Source organism: Streptomyces showdoensis, from assembly GCF_039535475.1.
GTDB classification, from domain to species: domain Bacteria; phylum Actinomycetota; class Actinomycetes; order Streptomycetales; family Streptomycetaceae; genus Streptomyces; species Streptomyces showdoensis.
On the sequence record NZ_BAAAXG010000026.1, the window covers coordinates 2329720 to 2352138 of the forward strand.

Sequence of the window (22419 nt, forward strand, 5' to 3'; positions counted from 1 at the left end):
GGTACCGTGTCGTCCCACACAGCGACCGGGAGTGTCACCGCCATGAGCACGCAGCAAGGACTCACCCACATCGACGAGGCGGGGGCGGCCCGCATGGTCGACGTCTCCGCGAAGGACGTCACGGCCCGCACCGCCCGCGCCAGCGGTCGCGTCCTCGTCTCGCCGCGGGTGATCGAGCTCCTGCGCGGCGAGGGCGTGCCGAAGGGCGACGCGCTCGCCACCGCCCGGATCGCCGGGATCATGGGCGCGAAGAAGACCCCCGACCTGATCCCGCTCTGCCACCCGCTGGCCGTCTCGGGGGTCACCCTCGACCTGACGGTCGCGGACGACGCGGTCGAGATCCTGGCGACCGTGAAGACCACGGACCGCACGGGCGTCGAGATGGAGGCCCTGACGGCGGTGTCGGTGGCGGCGCTGACCGTCGTCGACATGGTGAAGGCGGTCGACAAGGGCGCGGTCATCTCCGAGGTGCGGGTCGAGGAGAAGACCGGCGGCAAGTCGGGCCACTGGACGCGGGGCGAGGCGTGACGGGGGCCCACGGGCACGGACCGGGGCACGGTTCCGGGCACGAGGCGCCGCGTCCTCCGGCGGCGTTCGCCGGTGGCGCCCTCACCGCCCCGTACGCGGCCCTCGTCGTCACCGCCTCCAACCGGGCGGCGGCCGGGGTCTACGAGGACAAGGGCGGCCCGCTGATCGCCGAGGCGCTGCGCGGGCTGGGCTTCGCCGTGGACGGCCCGCAGGTCGTCCCGGACGGCGCGCCCGTGGAGGCCGCGCTGCGCGCCGGGGTCGCCGCCGGCTACGACGCGATCGTCACCACCGGCGGTACGGGCATCTCGCCCACCGACGAGACCCCCGAGGTCACCCGCCGCGTCCTGGACCGGGAGATCCCGGGCATCCCGGAGGCGATCCGGGCGTACGGCCGGGAGAAGGTGCCGACCGCGGCGCTCTCCCGCGGCCTCGCCGGGGTGGCCGCCGGGACGCTGATCGTGAACCTGCCGGGCTCGACCGGCGGGGTACGGGACGGGCTCGCCGTCCTGGAGCCGCTGCTCCTGCACGCCGTCGACCAGATCCGCGGCGGCGACCACCCCAGACCCGCGCCGGAAGCGGGCCCGGAGTCATGATCCCGTCCTGGCCCGTGGTCCTGGTGGACGGCGACGTGCTGCTCCGCCCGATAAAGATGCGCGACCAGCGGGCCTGGCGCGAGGTGAACCGGCGCAACCGCGACTGGCTGCGTCCCTGGGAGGCGACCGTCCCGCCGCCCGGGCCGGGCGGTCCGGTCGCGCAGCGTCCCACGTACCGCCAGATGGTGCGCCATCTGCGGGCGGAGGCGAACGCGGGGCGGATGCTGCCGTTCGTGATCGAGTACCAGGGGCGCCTGGTGGGGCAGTTGACGGTCGCGGGGATCACCTGGGGCTCGATGTGCTCGGGGCACGTCGGGTACTGGGTGGACAGCGAGGTGGCCGGCCGGGGCGTCATGCCGACGGCGGTCGCGCTCGCGGTCGACCACTGCTTCCGCACGGTCGGGCTGCACCGGATGGAGGTCTGCATCCGGCCGGAGAACGGACCGTCGCGGCGGGTCGTGGAGAAGCTGGGCTTCCGCGAGGAGGGGCTGCGTCCGCGCTACCTCCACATCGACGGCGCGTGGCGGGACCACCTCGTCTTCGCGCTGACGGCGGAGGAGGTTCCGGAGGGGCTGCTGCGCCGCTGGCACCAGGCGAGGCGGCAGCACCACTAATTGCCATAAGTGTTCGAATTTCATCCTCAGTTGGCACCCAAAGCGCTCAATCGGTCTGAACAATCACAAAAAAATTCAGTGATATCAGCCAGATCGTGCGACACACCGGCCCAATTGGCCGATGCCTCCGTGCGAACCCCTCTACGGTGTGAGGCGTGAGCAGCAGCGGCCTCATCTACGCAGTCATCGTCGGGGCCTGGGCCGCCTACCTGGTGCCGATGTGGCTCCGCAGGCAGGACGAGCTGAACGAAGCCCGTCCGACGGAACGCTTCAGCACCGCCATCCGGCTGCTGTCCGGACGGGCGGGAATGGAGCGCCGGTACGCCAAGGAGCTCAAGGGCAGGGACCGTGCGGCCGAGGGAGTGGCGCCCGAGGTGGACCCGGACGCGGCGACGGAGCATCTGAGCTCGGTCGACGTCCGGGGCTTCTGCGCGCCCGCGGCCAGGACGGAAGCCCGCCTGGAGCTCCCGGACCCGGACCAGCCCCCGGCGCCCCAGCCCCAGGCCCAGGCATCCGCCCCCGCCCCGGCCCCCGCCCCCGCGTCCGCCCGGCGTGCGCCGAGCGCGGCCGCCGAGCGGGCCCGCCGGGGCAAGGCCCTGGCCCGGCGCCGGCGCACCACGGTGCTCCTCTTCCTGGCCTTCACCCTCGGCGCGGTGGTCGCGGCCGTCGGCGGCCTCGCCTTCCTGTGGGCGCCCGGCGTCCCGGCCGTGCTCCTGAGCGCGTACATCGTGTACCTGCGCGTCCAGGAGCGGCGGCGCTTCGTCTACGTGATGGACCGCCGCAACGCCGAGGCCGCCGCCGCCCGCCTGCGCGAGAGCCGCCGCCCCACCCCGACGCCCGAGCCGGAGCCCTCCGAGGTCCCGGAGCCCGCCCCGGCCGTCTCCCCGCAGGAGGCCGGCCGGCGCGCCCTGGTGGAGCAGACGGACCACGCCGAGTGGGTGGACCAGCAGCGCGACCGCGGCCCGGCCCGCGGAGACAGCTGGGAGCCGGTCCCGGTCCCGCTCCCGACCTACGTCACCGCCCCGGTCGCCCCGCGCGCCTCGGGCGGCGTCGACATCACGGACCCCGAGACCTGGAGCGCGGCCCGCTCCTCCACGGCGGCGGACCCGGCCCCGGCGCCCGCCCCGGCCCCCCCGCCAGCGCACGGCCCAGCCCCGTGCCCGCCGGGACCACGGCCGCACCCCGCTCTTCGACCAGTACGCGGACGACGACCGCCCCCGGGCGGCCAACGAATGACCCCTCGCCGGGGGCCCGCGACGGCCCCCGGCTGACCTGCGGGGGAGCGGATTTCCAACTACCCCGGTCGGGGTGCTAATGTTTCACACGTCGCAAGGGCCTGTGGCGCAGTCTGGTAGCGCACCTCGTTCGCATCGAGGGGGTCTGGGGTTCAAATCCCCACAGGTCCACAGACAACGGGAGTCCCGTCCGATCGAAAGATCGGGCGGGACTTCTGCGTTGCCGGGGCCGGGCCGGAACCGGAGGTCCGGCCCGGTGGTTCCGTCAGGCGCGGCAGCGGAGCATCGTCAGGGCGGGGTTGTCGGTGAAGTCGGTCCAGAAGTCCTTGCCGTACGCGTCGAGGCCCGCGGGGGAGATCTCCAGGGGGACCCAGGTCAGCTCGGTGAAGCCGGCGGCCTGGAGGGAGTCCTCGTAGACGTCGCGGCGGGGCGGGTGGGCGGTGAAGGAGATCGGGGGGTCGAGGAGGGCCGTGAGCCGGATCTGGGGGCCGACCTCGTTCTCCGCGCCGGTCGGCTCGCAGAGGAAGCCGTACTTGGCCAGCGAGGGGCCGCCGAAGCGGAACTCGGGGCTCTGCACGAAGAGGAAGAACTCCGCGCCGGGCGCCAGGCTGCGGTGGACGGCGCGGGCCATCCGTTCGATGGTCGCGACGTCGTCGGCGTAGTTGAAGGCCTGGACCGCCACCGCCAGGTCGAAGGGCTCCTCGAAGGCGGGCAGTTCGGCGATGTCGCCGACCTCGTAGGAGATGCCCAGCGGGTCGGCGTCCTCCAGGGAACGCGCGGCGGCGATCATCTCCCCCGAGATGTCGACGCCGAGGACGTGGGAGGCGCCGCGGCGCTTGAACTCGCGGCTGTAGAAGCCGGTGCCGGAGGCCAGGTCGAGGACCGACTTGCCCCGGACGTCGCCCACCAGGGCGAGGAAGCCGGGCACCTCGCCGTAGCGCGCCAGCGGGAGGGTCTTGAAGCCCTCGAACGCCTCGCCGATCTCGTCGTACAGCTGACCGCTCATCGTGCGGTTCCCCTCAGTCGTGGGCGTCGGCCCGGACAGGCCGCGGCCTCTGGCGGAGAGTCTTCCGCCGGGTGGCCGGAGGCTGAACTGACGGAAGGTCCGAAGATCGACGAGGGGGTGAGGCGTGTGGATTCCGGTGGCCGGGAGGGGGGTTGGTGGGATCGTCCAGGGGGCGGGGGCGCCCCCCGGGCGGGTCAGAGCCGCTTCGCGAAGCAGCGGCTGTTCGGGTAGTCGCGGTAGTAGCCGAACTTCGGACAGGGCGCGTAGCCGCTGGACGTGTACAGGGCGATGGCCTCCGGCTGGGCCGTGCCCGTCTCCAGGACCATGCGGGTGCGGCCGGCCGCGCGGGCGTCGGCCTCCAGGGTGGCGAGGATGCGGCGGGCCAGGCCCAGGCCGCGGGCCTCGGGGATCACGTACATCCGCTTCAGCTCGGCGTCGCCGTCCGCGTAGCCCTCGCCGTTCGCCTCCTGCGAGCGCCAGCCGCCCGTCGCCACCGGGTGGCCCTCGGGGGCGTACGCGATCAGGTAGAGGCCCTGCGGCGGGGCGAACATGGTGGCGTCCAGGGGTGTGAGGTCGCCCTCACCTTCGCCGTCGTCGTCCTTGTAGCGCTCGGCGTATTCCAGCTGCACGGCGTCGTTGAGCTTGACCGCGTCGGGGTGGTCGTACGGCGTGGGGCGTATATCCATGCGGTGTATGGTACATGTATGCGGCCCGTGGGTGTCGGTATTCTCCCGGGATGCTCACTGTCACGACCGCGAATGTCAACGGACTCCGGGCCGCCGCCAAGAAGGGCTTCGTCGAGTGGCTGGCCCAGACCTCGGCCGATGCCGTCTGCCTCCAGGAGGTGCGCGCCGAGGAGGCCCAGCTGCCCGCCGAGGTCCGGGCCCCCGAGGGCTGGTTCACCGCCCACGCGCCCGCCGCCGCCAAGGGGCGCGCCGGCGTCTCGCTCTACACCCGGCGTGAGCCCGACGCCGTGCGCGTCGGCTTCGGGTCGAGCGAGTTCGACGGCAGCGGGCGCTACATCGAGGCGGACCTGCCCGGTGTCGTCGTCGCCAGCCTCTACCTGCCGTCCGGCGAGGTGGGGACCGAGCGGCAGGACGAGAAGATCCGCTTCATGGGCGAGTTCCTGCCGTACCTGAAGGAGCTCAGGGGGCGCGCCGCCGCCGACGGGCGCGAGGTCGTCGTCTGCGGCGACTGGAACATCGCCCACCGCGAGGCCGACCTCAAGAACTGGAAGGCCAACCGGAAGAATGCCGGCTTCCTCCCCGAGGAGCGCGAGTGGCTCGGCCGGGTCTTCGAGGAGGGCGACGGCGGGTACGTGGACGTCGTCCGGGCGCTCCACCCCGACCAGGAGGGCCCCTACTCCTGGTGGTCCTACCGCGGGCGCGCCTTCGACAACGACAGCGGCTGGCGGATCGACTACCAGGTCGCCACGCCCGGACTCGCCGCGCGGGCCGTCAAGGCGTACGTCGAGCGGGCCGCCACCCACGAGGAGCGGTGGAGCGATCACGCGCCCGTCACCGCCGTCTACGAGCTGTAGGGGCCGGTCGACGGGCGGGGTCAGGGCTGCAGGCGGCGGTCCAGGGCCAGGGAGAGTTCCGCCTCCACCACGCTCTTGGCCAGCGGGCGCAGCCGCTGGAGGTCCCCCTCGGCCGCGTACGTGCCGAGCAGCTCCGTGAAGAGCTCCGCGAGTGCCTCCGCGTGCTCGCGGACCCGCCCGCCGGCCTCCAGTACGGCGGCCAGCGGGACGCCCTCCCGGACCAGGGCCGCCGAGACGTCGAGCAGCCGGCGGCTGACGTGGACGATGTCCTCGCCGTCCGTCGCCAGGTAGCCGAGGTCCAGGGCGGCGGCCAGGTTCTCCGGGGTGACCTCCCCGGCGAAGTGGTCGGCCAGCTCCTCGGGGGTGAGGCGGACCGGCTCCTCCTCCGTGGGGGTGCCGAGTTCGAGGACCTCGCCGACGTCGCGGCCGGACTCGAAGGCGGCGGTGAGGTCGGCGATCCCGTTGAGGGTGTGACCCCGGTCGAGCAGCGCGGCGATCGTCCGGAGCCGGGCGAGGTGGCGCTCGTCGTACCAGGCGATGCGGCCCTCGCGGCGGGGCGGCGGGATCAGTCCGCGCTCGCGGTAGAACCGCAGGGTGCGCACGGTGATGCCGGCGGCCTCGGCGAGGTCGGTCATCCGGTACTCGCGCGCGGCGGCCGCCGCCGGGGGCTGCGTGGTGGCCGGGGTGGCCGGGGTGCCCGTGCCGGCCGGGCTCTCCGTGGCCGCAGGAGTCCCGTGTGCGTCCGCGGGGCCGGGCGGCGGCCCGGCCGTCGTCGGCTCCTCCGGGCCCTGTGTCCCCACCGGTTCTCCTGATCGTCTCACCACGCTCGCCAGCCTATGTTGTACCGCCGGTAACTTTCCCCGGCCGTACCCCTACCGCTCGGTATGTCACTGCTCTACAGTCCCGATTGTGCCAGTGATTGCTGGCGGAATCTTGGCCGGGCGCACGGGAGGCGGCATGGCGAAGCACGAGCACGTACGGGTGGCGGTGATCGGATCGGGATTCGGCGGACTCGGGGCCGCCGTCCGGCTGCGCCGCGAGGGGATCACCGACTTCGTCGTCCTGGAGCGGGCCGACTCCGTGGGCGGCACCTGGCGGGACAACAGCTATCCCGGCTGCGCCTGTGACGTCCCCTCCCACCTCTACTCCTTCTCCTTCGCGCCCAACCCCGACTGGCCGCGCACCTTCTCCGGCCAGCGCCACATCCGCGCGTACCTGGAGCACGTCACCGACACCTTCGGCATCCGGCCGCACCTGCGGCTGGGGCACGAGGTCATGCGGATGGCCTGGGACGAGGACGAGTTGCGCTGGGAGATCGAGACGAGCCGCGGCTCCTTCTCCGCCGACGTCGTCGTCTCGGCCACCGGGCCGCTCTCCGACCCCAAGATCCCCGACATCCCCGGTCTCGCCGACTTCACCGGCAAGGTCTTCCACTCCGCGCAGTGGGACCACGACTACGACCTCACCGGCAAGCGGGTCGCCATGGTCGGCACCGGGGCCTCCGCCATCCAGATCGTTCCGGCGATCCAGCCGGAGGTCGGACGGCTCACCCTCTTCCAGCGCACGCCCCCGTGGGTCATGCCCCGCGCGGACCGCGCCATCAGCGCCCCCGAGCGCTGGCTGCACCGGCAGCTGCCGTTCACCACGGCCGCCCGCCGCGGGCTGCTCTGGGGCATCCGGGAGCTCCAGGTCAGCGCCTTCACCAAGCGCCCCAACGAGCTGGGCCTGGTCGAGCGGCTGGCCAAGGCCAACATGGCCAAGGCGATCAAGGACCCGGTGCTGCGGGCCAAGCTGACCCCCTCGTACCGCATCGGCTGCAAGCGGATCCTGCTGTCGAACACGTACTACCCGGCGCTCGCCCAGCCCAACGTCGACGTCGTCGCCGCCGGGCTGAAGGAGGTCCGGGGGAACGTCCTGGTCGCCGCCGACGGCACCGAGACCGAGGCCGACGTGATCGTCTTCGGCACCGGCTTCCACGTCACCGACATGCCGATCGCCCCCCGCGTGGTCGGCCAGGAGGGGCGCTCGCTCGCCGACCACTGGAAGGGCGGGATGGAGTCGCTGCGCGGCGCCACCGTCGCCGGCTTCCCCAACTGGATGACGATCATCGGGCCCAACACCGGCCTCGGGAACTCCTCCATGATCCTCATGATCGAGTCCCAGCTGAACTACATGGCCGACTACCTGCGCCAGCTGAACGTGCTCGGCGGGCGGGCCGCGCTCGCCGCCCGGCCCTCCGCCGTCGGCACCTGGAACCGCCGGGTGCAGGCCCGGATGGAGCGGACCGTCTGGAAGTCCGGCGGTTGCGAGAGCTGGTACCTCGACGCCAACGGCCGCAACACCACCCTGTGGCCGGGCACCACCGGCGAGTTCCGGCGCGAGACCCGGACGGTCGACCTGTCCGAGTACGAGGTGCTGCGCGCCGCCGCCAAGCCCGCCGCGGCCCGCCGTGCCCCGCGCCGGAAGGAGACGGCCAAGTGAGCCCGGCCGCGCGCGAGCTGACCGCGCTCTCCGCCGACGGCTCCACCCTCCACGTCGAGGTGTACGGGCCCGAGGGCGCCCCCGCGGTCGTCCTCGCCCACGGCTGGACCTGCTCGACCCGCTTCTGGGACGCGCAGATCCGCGCCCTCTCCGCCGACCACCGGGTCATCGCCTACGACCAGCGCGGCCACGGGCGCAGCCCCGCCCCCGTACCGGGCGGCAAGGGCTACACGACGGACGCGCTCGCCGACGACCTGGAGGCCGTGCTCGCCGCCACCCTCGGGCCCGGCGAGCGGGCCGTCGTGGCCGGCCACTCCATGGGCGGCATGACGGTCATGGCCGCGGCCGGCCGCCCCGGCCTGCGGCAGCACGCCGCCGCGGTGCTGCTCTGCTCGACCGGGCCCTCCCGGCTCGCGGCCGAGTCGCTGGTCCTGCCGCTGCGGCCGGGCCGGCTGCGCACCCGGCTGACCGTCTCGGTGCTGGGCGCGAAGGCGCCGCTCGGGCCGGTCACCGCCGTCTCGAAGAAGATCCTCAAGTACGCGACGATGGGACCGGGCTCGGCGCCCGACCGGGTCGACGCCTGCGCCCGGATCGTGCACGCCTGCCCGCGCGGCGCCCGGGTCGGCTGGTCGCACGTGCTGGCCGGGCTCGATCTGGAGGCCGGGGTGCGGGAGCTGCGGCTGCCCGTGGCCGTGCTCGTCGGCACCGCCGACCGGCTCACCCCGCCCGTCCACTCCCGCGCCATGGCGGCCGCCCTGCCGCACTGCACGGGCCTGGTCGAGCTGACCGGGATGGGCCACATGACGCCGGTGGAGGCCCCGGAGGCCGTCACCGCGCAGATCCGCGAACTGACGCTCACCTACCTGGGCGCGAAGCAGAACGAGGAGGCAGGGGCATGAGCAGGGTCAGTCTGGAGGGCCAGGTCGCCGTCGTCACCGGCGGGGCCCGCGGGGTCGGCGAACTCCTCGCCCGCAAGCTCTCCGCGCGCGGCGCGAAGATCGCCCTCGTCGGCCTGGAGCCCGAGCTCCTGAAGGAGGTCGCCGGCCGGCTGCACACCGAGGCCGACTGGTGGCACGCGGACGTCACCGACCACGAGGCCATGGCGAAGGTCGCCGCCGAGGTCAAGGAGCGGTTCGGCAAGGTCGACATCGTGGTCGCCAACGCGGGCGTCGCGGCGGGCGGTCCGTTCGTGGACTCCGACCCCGTCGCCTGGCGGCGGGTCATCGAGGTCAACCTGATCGGCGGCGCGGTCACCGCCCGGGCCTTCCTGCCGGTCCTCATGGAGTCGCGCGGCTACTTCCTGCAGATCGCCTCGCTCGCGGCGATGACCCCCGCCCCGATGATGACCGCGTACTGCGCCTCCAAGTCCGGGGTGGAGGCCTTCGCGCACAGCCTGCGGGCCGAGGTCGCGTACAAGGGCGTGAAGGTCGGCGTCGGCTACCTCTCCTGGACCGACACGGACATGGTGCGGGGCGCGGACCAGGACGACGTGATGAAGGAGCTGCGGCAGCGGCTGCCCTGGCCGTCGAACCGCACCTACCCGCTCGGCCCGGCCGTGGACCGGATCGTCGCGGGCGTCGAGCGCCGCTCGGCCCACGTCTACGCCCAGTGGTGGCTGCGCGGGATGCAGTCGACCCGCGGCTACCTCCCCGGGATCATCGCCTCCGTGGGGCAGCGCGAGATGCGCCGCTTCGAGCCGCGGCTCGGCCAGGTCTCCAAGGGGCTGGTGGGCGCGGGCGGCGCGGCCGACGAGCAGGAGCGCGGCGAACGGGTGTGACGCCGGGGGTGCGGTGCGGTGACGTCCGCCCTGGGGCGCGGTGACGTCGTGATGTGACGCTGCGTGTCCGGTCGACGTGCGACGGGTGACCCGCCGTGCCACGCTGGTCGAGGCCCAAGGGGCGACCCCGCCCCGTCCCCTCACACCCTTCTAGGAGTGAACCTTCATGGGCATCAAGGACCAGTTCCAGGACAAGGCACGGGAGCTCGCCGACCAGGCCAAGAGCATGCCGTCGAAGAAGGACGAGGCGTCCCAGCGCGCCGCGCGGGCCAAGGAGCGCGGGCAGGAGTCGCTCGACGACGCCCAGCGTGAGGCCGAGGACCGCCTCGACCGGGACTACGACGCCTGACGCCGTCCTGTGAGGAAGGCGCACCCGGGACGCCGGGTGCGCCTTCGCGCGTTTCCGGCCGGGGCGGGGTCCATAACCGGGGGCGCGCGCCCCCCGGTTTCCGTACGGTGGCGCCCATGCCCGTACTCGAACGACTGCGATCCGACCACGCGCCCGCCCTGCTCGCGTTCGAGCGGGAGAACAGGGCCTTCTTCGCCGCCTCCGTGCCCGACCGGGGCGACGCGTACTTCGACGGCTTCGACGCCCGCCACCGGGCGCTGCTCGACGAGCAGGAGAGCGGGGGGATCGCCTTCCACGTGCTGGTCGCGGAGGACGGGGAGATCCTCGGCCGGTTCAACCTCGTGGACCTCGACGGGGGCAGCGCCGAGCTCGGCTACCGGCTCGCCGAGAAGGCCACCGGGCGCGGGCTCGCGACCCGCTGGGTGCGCGAGCTGTGCCGGCTGGCCCGCGAGGAGTACGGGCTGAGCCGGCTCACCGCCGAAACGACCCTCGGCAACGGGCCGTCCCGGGCGGTGCTGGCCCGGGTCGGCTTCGGCGCGGTCGGGAGCGTGACCCTGCCCGGCGGCCCCGGCGGGCAGCCGGGGCTTTCGGGCGAGCCGGGGATCGCCTACGAGCTGGACCTCGGCGGCAGCTTCGGCCGGGAGTGGTCCGGCAGCCCCTCGTAGCCCGGGGGGCTCGCGGCGGGGGTCTCGTCGAGCAGTGCGAGGGCGATGTGCACGGCGTCGTCGAGCTGGGCGTAGCGCCCCTCGGCCCAGTCGAGCGGGGTGCGCAGGGCGGTGAGGTCCGGCTCCACCCCGTGGTTCTCGATGGACCAGCCGTACTCGGGGAACCAGGCCGCGTTCATCGGCACGGTGATCTGGGTGCCGTCGCCGAGCCGGTGGCGGCCCGTCATGCCGACGACGCCGCCCCAGGTGCGCTGGCCGACCACCGGGCCGAGCCCGAGCAGCTTGAACGCGGCGGTGATCATGTCGCCGTCGGAGGAGGTGGCCTCGTCGGCGAGGGCGACGACGGGGCCGCGCGGCGCGTTGGAGGCGTACGAGACGGGCTGGGCGTTGCGGGTGAGGTCCCAGCCCAGGATCCGCCGGGTCAGCTTCTCTATCACCAGCTCGCTGATGTGGCCGCCGGCGTTGCCCCGGACGTCGACGATCAGGGCCGGCCGGGAGACCTCCATGCGCAGGTCGCGGTTGAACTGGGCCCAGCCGGAGCCGCCCATGTCGGGGATGTGCAGATAGCCGCAGCGGCCGCCGCTGAGCTCCCGGACCACCGCCCGCCGCTTGGCGACCCAGTCCTGGTAGCGCAGCGGGCGTTCGTCGACGAGCGGGACGACGGCGACGCGGCGGGAGCGGCCCTCCGCGCCGGCGGGCCTGAAGGTGAGCTCGACGGTGGTGCCGCCGGTGCCGGACAGCAGCGGGTAGGGGCCGGCCACCGGGTCGACCGGGCGGCCGTCGACATGGGTGAGGACCGCGCCCTCGCGGATGCCGGTGCCGGCGAGCGGGGAGCGGGCCTTGGAGTCGGAGGAGTCGCCGGGCAGGATCCGCTTGACCAGCCAGCCGTCCTCGCGGAGCACGAAGTTGGCCCCCAGCAGGCCCTGGGCGCGCTGGTAGTGCGGCGGGCCCTCGTTGCGGCGGGCGGGGGTGACGTACGCGTGGGAGGTGCCGAGTTCGCCGAAGACCTCGCGGAGCAGGTCGGCGAACTCGTCGGGGGAGGCGCAGCGTTCGACGAGCGGCCGGTACTGGTCGAGCACCGCCGTCCAGTCGACCCCGCCCAGGTCGGGCTCCCAGAAGTAGGCGCGGATGATCCGGCCCGCCTCGTCGAAGGCCTGCCGCCACTCGGCCGCCGGGTCCACCTCGTGCACGATCCGCCGCAGGTCCAGGTAGACGGTGGAGTCGGAGTCGCCGGACTCGTTGGCGGGGACGGCGCGCAGCTCGCCCTCGTCGACGACGACGAGCCGTGAGGCGTCGCCGCTGACCGCGAACCAGTCGAGGTGGGTGACGAGCTCGGTCCTGCGGGCCTTGGTGATGTTGTAGTGCTCCAGGGTGGGCCGGGGCGAGGGGTCCGAGGGGTTGGCGAAGGTCTCGCCGAGCGCGCCGGAGATCGGCCAGCGCAGCCAGACCAGGCCGCCGCCGGCCACCGGGTACAGCGCGGAGTACTTGGAGGCGGTGACGGGGAAGGGCGTGACCCGCTCGGCGAGCCCTTCGAGCTCGACGGTCACCGTCCCGTCGCCGGTGCCCGCCTCCTCGTCGGCGGGGTCCATGCCGCCCGCCGCCGGCCGCCCGTCGGGCAGCAGCGCGAAGGGCGACGGGGTCGCCGAGTTGAGCGGTACGAGGTACGGGCGGCAGCCCAGCGGGAAGGACAGGTCGCCGGTGTGGACGTCGTACACCGGGTCGAAGCCCCGCCAGGAGAGGAAGGCGAGGTAGCGCCCGTCGCTGGTGAAGACCGGGTTCTCGTCCTCGAAGCGCCCGTTGGTGACGTCGACGACGGTGGGGGAGCCGGGGCCGGAGATCCGGGCCATCTTGATGGAGCGCAGGGAACGCCCGATGCCCGGGTGGGACCAGGTGAGCCAGGCCCCGTCGGGGGAGAAGGCGAGGTCGCGGACGGGGCCGTTGACGGAGCGGATCAGCTCGGTGAGGCCGTCGGCGGGGGCGTCGGGAGTGCCGGGGGTGCCGGCGGCGTCCGGGGCGGCTTCCGTGCCCCTTGCCTCGGAGGGGGCCGCGGGCGCCCCGCCCTCGCCGTCGGCCGCGGTCTCGCCGTCCCCGCCGGTCTCGGCGCCCGCCGTGCCCGCCGTGCCCGCCGTGCCTGCCGTGCCCGCCGCGTCCGGATCGTCCCGATCGTCGTCGTCCGGCTCCGTCGTCGTCAGGAGCAGCAGGCGGCCGTCGTTGGAGGCGATGGCCAGGCGTTCGCCGTCGGGGTCGGAGACCAGCTCCTCGACCCGGCCGAGCCGGCCCGCGGCGAGCCGGCGGGGCTCCCGGTCGCCGCTGGCACGCGGGAGGTAGGCGATCTCGATCGCGTCCTCGCCCTCCGCGTCGGTGACGTACGCGACCTGGCCGCCGCTGCCCAGCATCTCGGGCAGCCTGACCCGTACGCCGGGGGTGTCGGCGATGGTGCGGGCCGGGCCGTCGCGGTGGGTCAGCCAGTAGAGGCTGCCGCGCACCGAGACGGCGCTGGCCCGACCGGTCTCGTCCACGGAGAGGGCGTCGACGTGGTGCGCGGCGGGCACCTGGTAGGGCCGGCGGCCGGTGCGGGGGCCGCCGAGCCGGACCTCCAGGCGGCGCGGCCGCGCGTCGGCGCTCAGGTCGTCGACGATCCACAGTTCGCCGGCGCACTGGTAGACGACCCGGCGCCCGTCGCTGGAGGCGTGCCGGGCGTAGAACGCGTCGTGGTCGGTGTGGCGGCGCAGGCCGCTGCCGTCGGGCAGGCAGGAGTAGAGGTTGCCGATGCCCTCGTGGTCGGAGAGGAAGGCGATCCGGTGGCCGCCCTCGGCCTCGGGCGCGGCGACGAACATGGGCGAGTCGAGCTGCCCGCCGAGCTCTTCGAGGAGCCGTTCGCCGTGCAGCCAGAGCCGCCCCATGGCCCCGCCCCGGTAGCGCTTCCAGGAGGCCGGCTCGTGCGGCGGCCGGCCGGTCAGCAGCAGGGTGCGGCGCTGCTCGTCCAGGTCGGCGACGGCGATGTCGGAGACCGGGCCCCAGGGCATCCGGCCGCCGGGGGTGCCGTCGGTGGGGACGGTGTAGGCCCAGGAGTAGTACGAGAACGGCTGCCCGTGCGAGGAGACGGCGAGGATGTCGGACCGGCCGTCCTTGTCGGGGGGCGACCAGCCGCAGACCCGGGTGTCGGTCGAGCCCCAGTACGTCAGCCGCCGGGCCGGGCCGCCGTCGACCGGCGCGAGGTGGATCTCGGGGTCGAGGCTGCGCCAGCTCGTGTACGCGAGATGGCGCCCGTCGGGGGAGAAGCGCGGGTGCCCGACCCGCGTCCGGTCGACGGTGACCCGCCAGGCCCGCCCGGGGCGGTGGCCCTCGGGCACGAGGGGGGAGACCCAGAGGTCGTCCTCGGTCACGAAGCAGAGCAGCTCGTCGTGGAGGTGCGGGAAGCGGAGATACGCGAGGTCGTCACTCACCTCCTCATGCTTTCCGCGGGAAGGGGGTGCGGCAACTCGTACGTGTGGTCGAGGGGGTCCGGTGTGTGGCCCAGGACACGTACGAAACGGTTTCGTTTCGCTAGGCGGCTGGGTATCGTCGTGGTGTACGAAACCGTTTCGTTCGGTCGCGTACCCAGGAAACCCCGTCGGACAGGAGGCCGGTCATGGCCAGCAGGCTCACCCCCGAAAGGGAGGCCGAGCTCTACGCGGCCGTGCTCGACCTGCTGCGCGAGGTCGGCTACGACGCCCTCACCATGGACGCCGTCGCCGCCCGCACCCGGTCCAGCAAGGCCACCCTCTACCGCCAGTGGGGGAGCAAGCCGCAACTCGTCGCCATGGCCCTGCGCCACGACAAGCCGGTCAGGATCGACGAGATCGACACCGGCAGTCTGCGCGGTGACTTCGCGCTGATGCTGGAGCGGACCGACGACTGCCGGATGGAGAAGGACGCCGCGCTGATGCGGGGTCTGGCCCATGCCGTCCACAACAACCCCGAACTGCTCCAGGCCATGCGCGAGCTGCTCGTCGAACCCGAGATGAACAGCCTCGACGAGATGCTCCAGCGGGCCGTGCGGAGGGGCGAGGTCGACGCCGACAACCCGGCGCTGAAGCTCATGCCCCACATGCTGATCGGCGCGTTCATCGCCCGGCCGCTCATCGACGACCGGCCGGTCGACGCCGCCTTCCTCACCGACTACGTCAACGCCGTCGTGCTCCCCTCACTCGGCGCCTGACCTCCCCGACCCCTCAGTCCCGCAGTACCCGTACCTCCTGACGTTGCGCACCGCTCACGCCGTCGGGCCGGCTCCCCATGCCCTGTCCCACTCGATACCGGGAGTACGCCCCCGTGGCCACGTTCCTCTACAAGCTCGGCCGTTCCGCCTTCCGGCGCCGACGGCTCGTCGCCCTCCTCTGGGTGGCGCTCCTCGCCCTCGCCGGCGTCGGCGCCGCCACCGCGCCCGCCGCGACCTCCAGTTCCTTCTCGATCCCCGGCACCGAGGCCCAGCGCGCCTTCGACCTGCTCGAAGAGCGCTTCCCCGGGGGCAGCGCCGACGGCGCCACCGCCCGGGTGGTCTTCGAGGCCCCGGCCGGCCAGACCATGAAGACCCCGGCCAACAAGGCGAAGGTCGAGGAGACCGTCGCCGCGCTGAAGGCGAGCTCCGACCAGGTCGCCCGGGTCACCGACCCGTACACCGCGCAGGCCGTCTCGCAGGACGGCCGGATCGCCTACGTCTCGGTCGCCTACAAGGTCAGCGGGATGGAGCTGACCGAGGAGACCCGGGACGCTCTCAAGGAGGCCGGGCACTCCGCGCAGGGCCAGGGCCTGACCGTCGAGATCGGCGGCGACGCGCTCCAGAGCATGCCGGAGACCGGCGCCGGCGAGATCGTCGGCGTGGTCATCGCGGGCATCGTGCTCGTCATCACCTTCGGCTCGCTGGTCGCCGCCGGACTGCCGCTGCTCACCGCGATCATCGGCGTCGGCATCGGCGTCTCGACGATCACCGCGCTGGCCAACGTCCTGGACCTCGGCTCCACCACCTCGACCCTCGCGATGATGATCGGCCTCGCGGTCGGCATCGACTACGCCCTCTTCATCGTCTCCCGCTACCGCGCGGAGCTCGCCGAGGGCCGTGAGAAGGAGGAGGCGGCCGGGCGCGCCGTCGGCACCGCCGGCTCCGCCGTGGTCTTCGCCGGCCTCACCGTGGTCATCGCCCTGGTCGGCCTGGCCGTCGTCAACATCCCGATGCTGACGAAGATGGGCTTCGCCGCCGCCGGCACGGTCGTGATCGCCGTACTGATCGCGCTCACCCTCATCCCGGCCCTGCTGGGCTTCGCCGGCGACAAGGTCGTGGGCCGCAGGCAGCGCAAGGGCGCCGCGGCCGGCCCCGAGAAGCAGGACAAGCCGAACGGCGGCACCCGCTGGGCCCGCTTCGTCATCCGCCGCCCCGTGTTCGTGCTGCTCGTCGGCGTCCTCGGCCTCGGCGCGATCGCCGTGCCGGCCGCCTCCCTGGAGATGGGCCTGCCGGACGACGGCGTCAAGCCCGTCTCCGCCACCGAGCGGCGCGCCTACGACCTGCTCTCCGAGGGCTTCGGCCCCGGCTTCAACGGCCCGCTGCTGGTCGTCGTCGACGGAGGCAAGGCGACCGCGGACAAGACCGTGGACACCATCAAGGGCCTGGAAGGCGTCGTCGCGGTCACCCCGCCGACCCCGAACAAGGCCGGCGACGCCGCGATGATCACGGTGATCCCGAAGGACCGCCCGTCCTCCGTGGACACCGAGGGCCTGGTGCACGACATCCGCGGCGCGACCGGCGACGACGTCCTGGTCACCGGCGCCACGGCGATGAACATCGACTTCTCGCAGAAGATGAACGACGCGCTGCTGCCCTACCTGGCGCTGGTCGTCGGACTCGCCTTCCTGCTCCTGATGGTGGTCTTCCGCTCGGTCCTGGTCCCGCTGAAGGCGGCCCTCGGCTTCCTGCTCTCCGTGGTCGCCGCCCTCGGCGCGGTCGTCGCGGTCTTCCAGTGGGGCTGGCTCGGCAGCCTGTTCGGGGTCGAGCAGACCGGCCCGATCATGTCGATGATGCCGATCTTCATGGTGGGCGTGGTCTTCGGCCTGGCCATGGACTACGAGGTCTTCCTGGTCACCCGGATGCGCGAGGCGTACGTCCACGGGGCGCGCCCCGGCGAGGCGATCGTGACCGGCTTCAAGCACAGCGCCCGCGTGGTCACCGCCGCCGCGGTGATCATGATCGCGGTCTTCTCCGGCTTCATCGGCATGGACGACCAGATGATCAAGATGATCGGTTTCGGTCTGGCCGTCGCCGTTCTCTTCGACGCCTTCGTGGTCCGCATGGCGATCGTCCCGGCGGTCCTCGCGCTCCTCGGTCACAAGGCCTGGTGGCTGCCGAAGTGGCTCGGCCGGGTGCTGCCCAACGTGGACGTCGAGGGCGAGGCGCTGGCCGCCGGCGACCACGCGGGTCCCCAGGACCCCGGCGGCCGGGAGAAGGAGCTGGTCTCCGCCTGAGTCCGGGTGCCGTACGGGTCGTCGCGACCGCGTGAGCCGTACGGCCTCATGAACCCCGGGGCCGCCGCTTGAGCGGGCGGCGGGCCCCGGACCGCGCCGGAACCTGTGGGGACGGGGAGCCGACGCGACCCCGCGCCGTCATCGCGTCGAGTCCGACGCGGTGGCGGCGTAGGTGTGCCGGAGGAAGCGCATCAGGGCCGTGGTGTCGAACTGGACCACGGCCACCCCGTCCACGCCGTGGAACTCGACGACCGTCTGGACCCGGCCGCAGGGCCAGACCCCGATGTCCCCGCGCCGGGCGGGGGCGCGCAGCCCGGTCTCCAGGAGCGCGCGCGGGAAGGACCACTCGATGTCGCCGGGGAAGACGAAGCGCACGGTGGCGGGGGTGAAGTCGGCGTCGTAGCGGAGCGCGACCGGTATGCGGCGGGAGAGGGGGGCGTCGGTGACGAGCCGCCCGCGGGCCTGGTCCTCGACGGCGTGGTCATGCGTGGTGCGCGTCATCGAACGACTCCTCACGCTCTTACTCTCGTCTCATTTGTCATCCAATGTCCCATATATACCGGCGCATGCGCCGGGCGAGCCCACCTCTTTTGTGTTCCCCGCGCTCTTGCAAGCACTTCGCAGGAGCGCTCTATGATGCGGGACGTGCATGTACCTGACGGATTCATCAACGCCCCCGTATCGGCCGCCGCCGGTGTCGTCGCCGCCGGCGCCGTCGCCGTCAGCCTGCGCGGAGCCCGCAAGGAGCTCGGGGGTACCTCCCGTGCCGGAGGCTACGGGGGAGAGCGGACCGCGCCGCTGGCCGGTCTCGTCGCGGCCTTCATCTTCGCCGTGCAGATGCTCAACTTCCCCGTCGCCGCGGGGACGAGCGGGCACCTCCTCGGGGGCGCCCTCGCCGCGATCCTCGTCGGCCCCTACACGGGCGTCCTGTGCATAGCCGTCGTCCTGCTCATGCAGGGCGTCCTGTTCGCCGACGGCGGCCTCACCGCGCTCGGCGTGAACATCACCGTCATGGGCGTGGTCACCGTCGTCGTGTCCTACGCGCTCTTCCGCGGCCTGGTCCTCGTCCTGCCGCGCACCCGCCGCTCGGTGACGATCGCCTCCTTCGTCGCCGCGCTGGTCTCCGTGCCGGCCGCGGCCACCGCCTTCACCGCGATCTACGCGATCGGCGGCACCACCGACGTGCCGATCGGCAAGGTCCTCACCGCGATGGTCGGCGTCCACGTCCTCATCGGCATCGGCGAGGCCGTCATCACCATGCTCACCGTCGGCGCGGTCATCGCCGTCCGGCCCGACCTCGTGCACGGCGCGCGCGGCCTGACCGCGCCGCTCAAGCTGCGCGTGGGCGGCGAGCTCATCGACGCCGAGCCCGTCGGCGTCCCCGCGCCGACCGCCGGTCCCTCCCCGAAGAAGCTGTGGATCGGCGGTGTGGTCACCGCCCTCGTCCTCGCCGGCTTCGTCTCCTTCTACGCCTCCGCGAGCCCGGACGGCCTGGAGAAGGTCGCCGCCGACAAGGGCATCGACAGCAAGGTCCAGCCGCACGCGGCCGCCGACTCCCCGCTCGCCGACTACGGCGTCAAGGACGTCGCCGACGCGCGCCTGTCCGGCGGCCTCGCCGGTGTGATCGGCGTGGGCGCGACCCTCGCCGTCGGCACCGGCGCCTTCTGGGTCGTGCGCCGCCGCAGGCACACGACCGCCGCCGCCACCGCGAACGCGGACGCCTGATGGGTGCGGGGCACGCGCACAAGCTCTACCGGAGGGGTGACTCGCCGGTCCACGCGCTGCCTCCGCACACCAAGCTCGCGGCCGTCTCCGGCTTCGTCGTCGTGGTGGTCTCCACCCCGCGCGAGGCGATCTGGGCCTTCGCCGGCTACGCCGCGCTGCTCGGCGTGGTCGCCGCGCGGGCCCGGGTGCCGGCCGGCTTCCTGCTGAAGCGGCTGCTCATCGAGATCCCGTTCGTGGCCTTCGCGGTGCTCATGCCCTTCGTGGTCCCCGGCGAGCGGACCACCGTCCTCGGCGTCTCCCTCTCCGTCCCCGGCCTGTGGGGCGCCTGGAACGTGCTCGCCAAGGGCACCCTCGGCGTCGCCGCCTCCGTGCTGCTCGCCTCCACCACCGAGCTGCGCGGCCTGCTGCTCGGCCTCCAGCGGCTGAAGCTGCCCCCGCTGCTCGTCCAGATCGCCTCCTTCATGATCCGCTACGGGGACGTGATCACCGACGAGATGCGCCGGATGTCCGTCGCCCGCCGCTCGCGCGGCTTCGAGGCCCGGGGCGTCCGGCACTGGGGCGTCCTCGCCAAGTCGGCCGGCGCGCTCTTCATCCGCTCCTACGAGCGCGGGGAGCGGGTCCACCTGGCGATGGTCAGCCGCGGCTACACCGGGTCGATGCCGGTCATCGACGAGGTCACCGCCACGGCAGCCCAGTGGCGCCAGGCCGCCGCGCTCCCGCTCGCCGCACTCCTGATCTGCCTCCTCGGATGGACGCTATGACCGCTGTGACCACGCCCCCCTCCCTCCGGGTCGACGGCCTCGCCTACGCCTACCCCGACGGCCACCAGGCCCTGTTCGGCGTGGACCTGACCGTCGGGCGCGGCGAGCGGGTCGCCCTGCTCGGGCCCAACGGCGCCGGCAAGACCACCCTCGTCCTGCACCTCAACGGCATCCTCACCGGCGGCGCGGGCGGCGTCACCGTCGCCGGGCTGCCGGTCGCCAAGAAGAACCTCGCCGAGATCCGGCGCCGGGTCGGCATCGTCTTCCAGGACCCCGACGACCAGCTCTTCATGCCGACCGTCCGTGAGGACGTCGCCTTCGGCCCGGCGGCCGCGGGCGTCCGGGGCGCGGAGCTGGAGGAGGTCGTCCACCGGGCCCTGGACCGGGTCGGCATGGCCGAGTTCGCCGACCGGCCGCCGCACCACCTGTCCTTCGGGCAGCGGCGCCGGGTGGCCGTGGCGACCGTGCTCGCCATGGAACCGGAGATCCTCGTCCTCGACGAGCCCTCCTCCAACCTGGACCCGGCCTCGCGCCGGGAGCTCGCCGACGTGCTCCGCTCCCTGGACGTCACCGTCCTGATGGTCACCCACGACCTGCCGTACGCCCTGGAGCTCTGCCCGCGCTCGGTGATCCTCAGCGAGGGCGTGATCGCCGCCGACGGGCGGACCCTCGACATCCTCTCCGACGAGGAGCTCATGGCCCGGCACCGGCTGGAACTGCCGTACGGCTTCGTGCCGAGCTCCGTCGCCTGACTCCGGCCCCGGCTCCCGGATCCCGGCCTCCGGCCCCCGGAATCGGCCCGCCGGCCGTCGCGTTGCACCATGGGGGAACGCAAGGCGCGTACGGCGAGAGGGAGCGTGGGTCAGTGGACGTCCGGGGCACCGTGGAGGCCGGTTTCGAACCGGTCCGGGACGCGTTCCTGCGCAACTTCGAGCAGCGCGGCGAGCGCGGGGCGGCGCTCGCCGTCTACCGGGACGGCACCAAGGTCGTCGACCTGTGGGCGGGGACGCGGGACGTCCGGGGGGAGGCCCCCTGGGCGGTGGACACCGCGCAGGTCGTCCGCTCCGCCACCAAGGGCGTCGCCGCCGCGGTCCCGCTCCTGCTCCACCAGCGCGGGCAGCTCGACCTGGACGCTCCCGTCGCCGCGTACTGGCCCGAGTTCAAGGCGGCCGGCAAGGACCGGGTGACCGTGCGCCAGCTGCTCGCGCACCGGGCCGGCGTGCCCGTGCTGGACCGCCCGCTGACCCTGGCCGAGGCCGTCGACCTGCCGACGGCCTCCGCCGCGATCGCCGCCCAGGCCCCCGTCTGGGAGCCGGGCACGGCCCACGGCTACCACGCCCACACCTTCAGCTGGCTGCTCGGCGGCCTGGTCCACCGGGTCACCGGCCGCACGATCGGCCGCTGGGTCGCCGAGGAGATCGCCGCCCCGCTCGGCCTGGACCTGTGGATAGGCCTGCCCGACGCGGAGGCCCACCGGGTCGGCCGGCTGGGCCCGGTCGAGGAGCTCGAGCCCGCCGACAGCGGCGCGCTCAAGCTGCGCCCCAAGCGCGCGGTCTCCGAGGCGTACAAGGACCCGGAGTCGCTGACCCGGCGGGCCTTCGGGGTGATCGAGCCCGCGCCCGACGAGAACGACCCGGTGTACCGGGCGGCCGAGCTGCCCGGCTCGGCGGGCGTCGCCACCGCCCGCGCGCTCGCCCGCTTCTACGCGTCGACGCTCGGCCCGGTCGACGGCGGCCCGCGCCTGTTCGCGCCGGCCACCCTCGCGCTGGCCCGCACCGAGGAGTCGGCGGGTGCCGACCGGGTCCTGCTGGTCGGCACCCGCTTCGGCCTCGGCCACATGCTGCACGGACCGGCCTCACCGCTGCTCGGCCCGAGCTCCTTCGGCCACCCCGGCCGGGGCGGCTCGCTGGGCTTCGCCGACCCCGAATCCGGGATCGCCTTCGGCTACGTCACCAACGGCATGCGCAAGACGGTCACGGCCGACCCGCGCGCGCAGGCCCTGGTGCGGGCGGTGCGCGCCGCGCTCTAGCGGATGTACCAGCCCTGGTCGGCGTAGTCCTCGCAGTCGTACTGGAACGGGTTGCGGTCGATCTCGTTGCCCTGCAGCGCCAGGCACTTGCCGCTGTTGAAGTTCTTCAGCTTGAAGACGTCGGGGTCGGCCGTGGACACCTTCTGCCAGAACTGGTCCGCGTAGTTCAGGCAGTCGAACTGCATCGGGACCTTGCCGTTGTCGAAGCCCTGCACGACCAGGCACTTGCCGCTGTTGAGGTTCTTGAGCTGGAAGACGCCCGGCGTCGGGGCGTTGGTCTCGTCGAATATCCAGTACTGGTCGGCGTAGTCCAGGCAGTCCCAGGCGAACGGGATCGAGTGGTTCTCGTTGCCCTGCAGGGCGACGCACTTGCCGCCGTAGGCGTTCTTCAGATGGAAGCCCGGCTGCGGCTCCACGTACACCGCGGACGCGGTGGAGGCGGAGCCGACGAGCGCGGTGGCCGTCAGCGTGGCGGTGGCAAGGGCGGCGCCCAGGGCACGCGACCTGATCATGGGATCTCCCTCCGTGGGCGTACGCCGCTCGACGGCGTACGCGATCTTGATCAGGAACATAGGCGGCCGATATCGGTCTTGTCGTCGAGTTTGGGATGCGGAGGGAAGA

At 73.4% G+C, this 22419-nt stretch carries 21 protein-coding genes, 1 tRNA gene and 1 pseudogene; 17 read left to right on the forward strand and 6 right to left on the reverse strand.

Annotated elements, in window-relative coordinates:
- Positions 1-42: 42 nt before the first annotated feature.
- The 5 genes and pseudogenes from moaC (at position 43) to ABD981_RS23695 (ending at position 3141) form a co-directional block, all read left to right on the forward strand.
- Positions 43-528 (forward strand): cyclic pyranopterin monophosphate synthase MoaC, encoded by a 486-nt coding sequence (moaC, locus tag ABD981_RS23675; protein ID WP_046906915.1) that lies wholly within the window; start codon positions 43-45, stop codon positions 526-528.
- Positions 525-1121 carry a MogA/MoaB family molybdenum cofactor biosynthesis protein gene (locus ABD981_RS23680; RefSeq protein ID WP_240495163.1) on the forward strand — a complete coding sequence of 199 codons (597 nt, stop codon included), beginning with the start codon at positions 525-527 and terminating at the stop codon, positions 1119-1121. Before moaC ends, ABD981_RS23680 begins: the two co-directional genes overlap by 4 nt.
- The gene (locus ABD981_RS23685) at positions 1118-1735 is read left to right on the forward strand and encodes a GNAT family N-acetyltransferase (RefSeq protein WP_046906916.1); all 618 of its coding nucleotides are present in this window, start codon (positions 1118-1120) and stop codon (positions 1733-1735) included. Before ABD981_RS23680 ends, ABD981_RS23685 begins: the two co-directional genes overlap by 4 nt.
- A 155-nt stretch (positions 1736-1890) precedes the next feature.
- A pseudogene (gene sepX, locus ABD981_RS23690) lies at positions 1891-2971 on the forward strand (divisome protein SepX/GlpR).
- Between the two features lie 96 nt (positions 2972-3067).
- Positions 3068-3141: transfer RNA gene (locus ABD981_RS23695), tRNA-Ala, on the forward strand.
- Positions 3142-3235: 94 nt separating this feature from the next.
- On the opposite strand, the gene ABD981_RS23700 is transcribed toward ABD981_RS23695, so the two are convergent.
- Entirely contained in the window at positions 3236-3976 is a 741-nt protein-coding gene (locus ABD981_RS23700; protein ID WP_046906918.1) for a class I SAM-dependent methyltransferase, read from the reverse strand.
- Between the two features lie 194 nt (positions 3977-4170).
- The gene (locus tag ABD981_RS23705) at positions 4171-4662 is read right to left on the reverse strand and encodes a GNAT family N-acetyltransferase (protein WP_046906919.1); all 492 of its coding nucleotides are present in this window, start codon (positions 4660-4662) and stop codon (positions 4171-4173) included.
- Between the two features lie 50 nt (positions 4663-4712).
- Between ABD981_RS23705 and ABD981_RS23710 the strand changes: the two genes are divergently transcribed.
- On the forward strand, positions 4713-5516 hold the full coding sequence (locus ABD981_RS23710; protein WP_046906920.1) for an exodeoxyribonuclease III: 804 nt from the start codon (positions 4713-4715) through the stop codon (positions 5514-5516).
- A 20-nt stretch (positions 5517-5536) separates the two neighbouring features.
- On the opposite strand, the gene ABD981_RS23715 is transcribed toward ABD981_RS23710, so the two are convergent.
- The gene (locus ABD981_RS23715; protein ID WP_046906988.1) at positions 5537-6151 is read right to left on the reverse strand and encodes a MerR family transcriptional regulator; all 615 of its coding nucleotides are present in this window, start codon (positions 6149-6151) and stop codon (positions 5537-5539) included.
- 322 nt (positions 6152-6473) lie between these two features.
- Between ABD981_RS23715 and ABD981_RS23720 the strand changes: the two genes are divergently transcribed.
- From ABD981_RS23720 to ABD981_RS23740, 5 genes are all read left to right on the forward strand, one after another.
- A complete protein-coding gene (locus tag ABD981_RS23720) occupies positions 6474-7997 on the forward strand; it encodes a flavin-containing monooxygenase (RefSeq protein ID WP_046906921.1) in 1524 nt (507 codons plus the stop codon).
- The gene (locus ABD981_RS23725) at positions 7994-8896 is read left to right on the forward strand and encodes an alpha/beta fold hydrolase (RefSeq protein ID WP_046906922.1); all 903 of its coding nucleotides are present in this window, start codon (positions 7994-7996) and stop codon (positions 8894-8896) included. The genes ABD981_RS23720 and ABD981_RS23725 overlap by 4 nt, the downstream gene beginning before the upstream one ends.
- A complete protein-coding gene (locus ABD981_RS23730; protein WP_046906923.1) occupies positions 8893-9774 on the forward strand; it encodes an SDR family oxidoreductase in 882 nt (293 codons plus the stop codon). Before ABD981_RS23725 ends, ABD981_RS23730 begins: the two co-directional genes overlap by 4 nt.
- Positions 9775-9940: 166 nt before the next feature.
- Positions 9941-10123, forward strand: a complete 183-nt coding sequence (locus tag ABD981_RS23735; RefSeq protein WP_046906924.1) for a hypothetical protein — start codon at positions 9941-9943, stop codon at positions 10121-10123.
- Positions 10124-10239: 116 nt separating this feature from the next.
- Entirely contained in the window at positions 10240-10788 is a 549-nt protein-coding gene (locus ABD981_RS23740) for a GNAT family N-acetyltransferase (RefSeq protein ID WP_046906925.1), read from the forward strand.
- Here ABD981_RS23740 and ABD981_RS23745 read toward each other — a convergent pair.
- Positions 10731-14234, reverse strand: coding sequence for a S41 family peptidase (locus ABD981_RS23745; RefSeq protein ID WP_046906926.1), 3504 nt, complete (start codon positions 14232-14234; stop codon positions 10731-10733). The genes ABD981_RS23740 and ABD981_RS23745 overlap by 58 nt on opposite strands.
- Before the next feature lie 185 nt (positions 14235-14419).
- Here ABD981_RS23745 and ABD981_RS23750 point away from each other — a divergent pair, with 185 nt between their 5' ends.
- Entirely contained in the window at positions 14420-14989 is a 570-nt protein-coding gene (locus ABD981_RS23750) for a TetR/AcrR family transcriptional regulator (RefSeq protein ID WP_046906927.1), read from the forward strand.
- A gap of 113 nt (positions 14990-15102) precedes the next feature.
- On the forward strand, positions 15103-17283 hold the full coding sequence (locus ABD981_RS23755) for an MMPL family transporter (RefSeq protein ID WP_046906928.1): 2181 nt from the start codon (positions 15103-15105) through the stop codon (positions 17281-17283).
- A gap of 138 nt (positions 17284-17421) precedes the next feature.
- Here the strand turns inward: ABD981_RS23755 and ABD981_RS23760 are convergent, their stop codons facing one another.
- Positions 17422-17784, reverse strand: coding sequence for an SsgA family sporulation/cell division regulator (locus ABD981_RS23760; RefSeq protein WP_046906929.1), 363 nt, complete (start codon positions 17782-17784; stop codon positions 17422-17424).
- 144 nt (positions 17785-17928) lie between these two features.
- On the opposite strand from ABD981_RS23760, the gene ABD981_RS23765 reads away from it, so the two are divergent.
- From ABD981_RS23765 to ABD981_RS23780, 4 genes are all read left to right on the forward strand, one after another.
- Positions 17929-19008, forward strand: a complete 1080-nt coding sequence (locus ABD981_RS23765) for an energy-coupling factor ABC transporter permease (RefSeq protein WP_046906989.1) — start codon at positions 17929-17931, stop codon at positions 19006-19008.
- Complete coding sequence (gene cbiQ, locus ABD981_RS23770; protein ID WP_046906930.1) at positions 19008-19769, forward strand: cobalt ECF transporter T component CbiQ; 762 nt, start codon at positions 19008-19010, stop codon at positions 19767-19769. Before ABD981_RS23765 ends, cbiQ begins: the two co-directional genes overlap by 1 nt.
- Positions 19757-20521: an energy-coupling factor ABC transporter ATP-binding protein gene (locus tag ABD981_RS23775; protein ID WP_123954345.1), complete on the forward strand. Its 765-nt coding sequence runs from the start codon at positions 19757-19759 to the stop codon at positions 20519-20521. Before cbiQ ends, ABD981_RS23775 begins: the two co-directional genes overlap by 13 nt.
- Positions 20522-20634: 113 nt before the next feature.
- Positions 20635-21798, forward strand: a complete 1164-nt coding sequence (locus tag ABD981_RS23780) for a serine hydrolase domain-containing protein (RefSeq protein ID WP_123954346.1) — start codon at positions 20635-20637, stop codon at positions 21796-21798.
- Here the strand turns inward: ABD981_RS23780 and ABD981_RS23785 are convergent.
- Positions 21795-22310: an RICIN domain-containing protein gene (locus ABD981_RS23785; RefSeq protein ID WP_165590918.1), complete on the reverse strand. Its 516-nt coding sequence runs from the start codon at positions 22308-22310 to the stop codon at positions 21795-21797. The genes ABD981_RS23780 and ABD981_RS23785 overlap by 4 nt on opposite strands.
- Positions 22311-22419 lie beyond the last annotated feature (109 nt).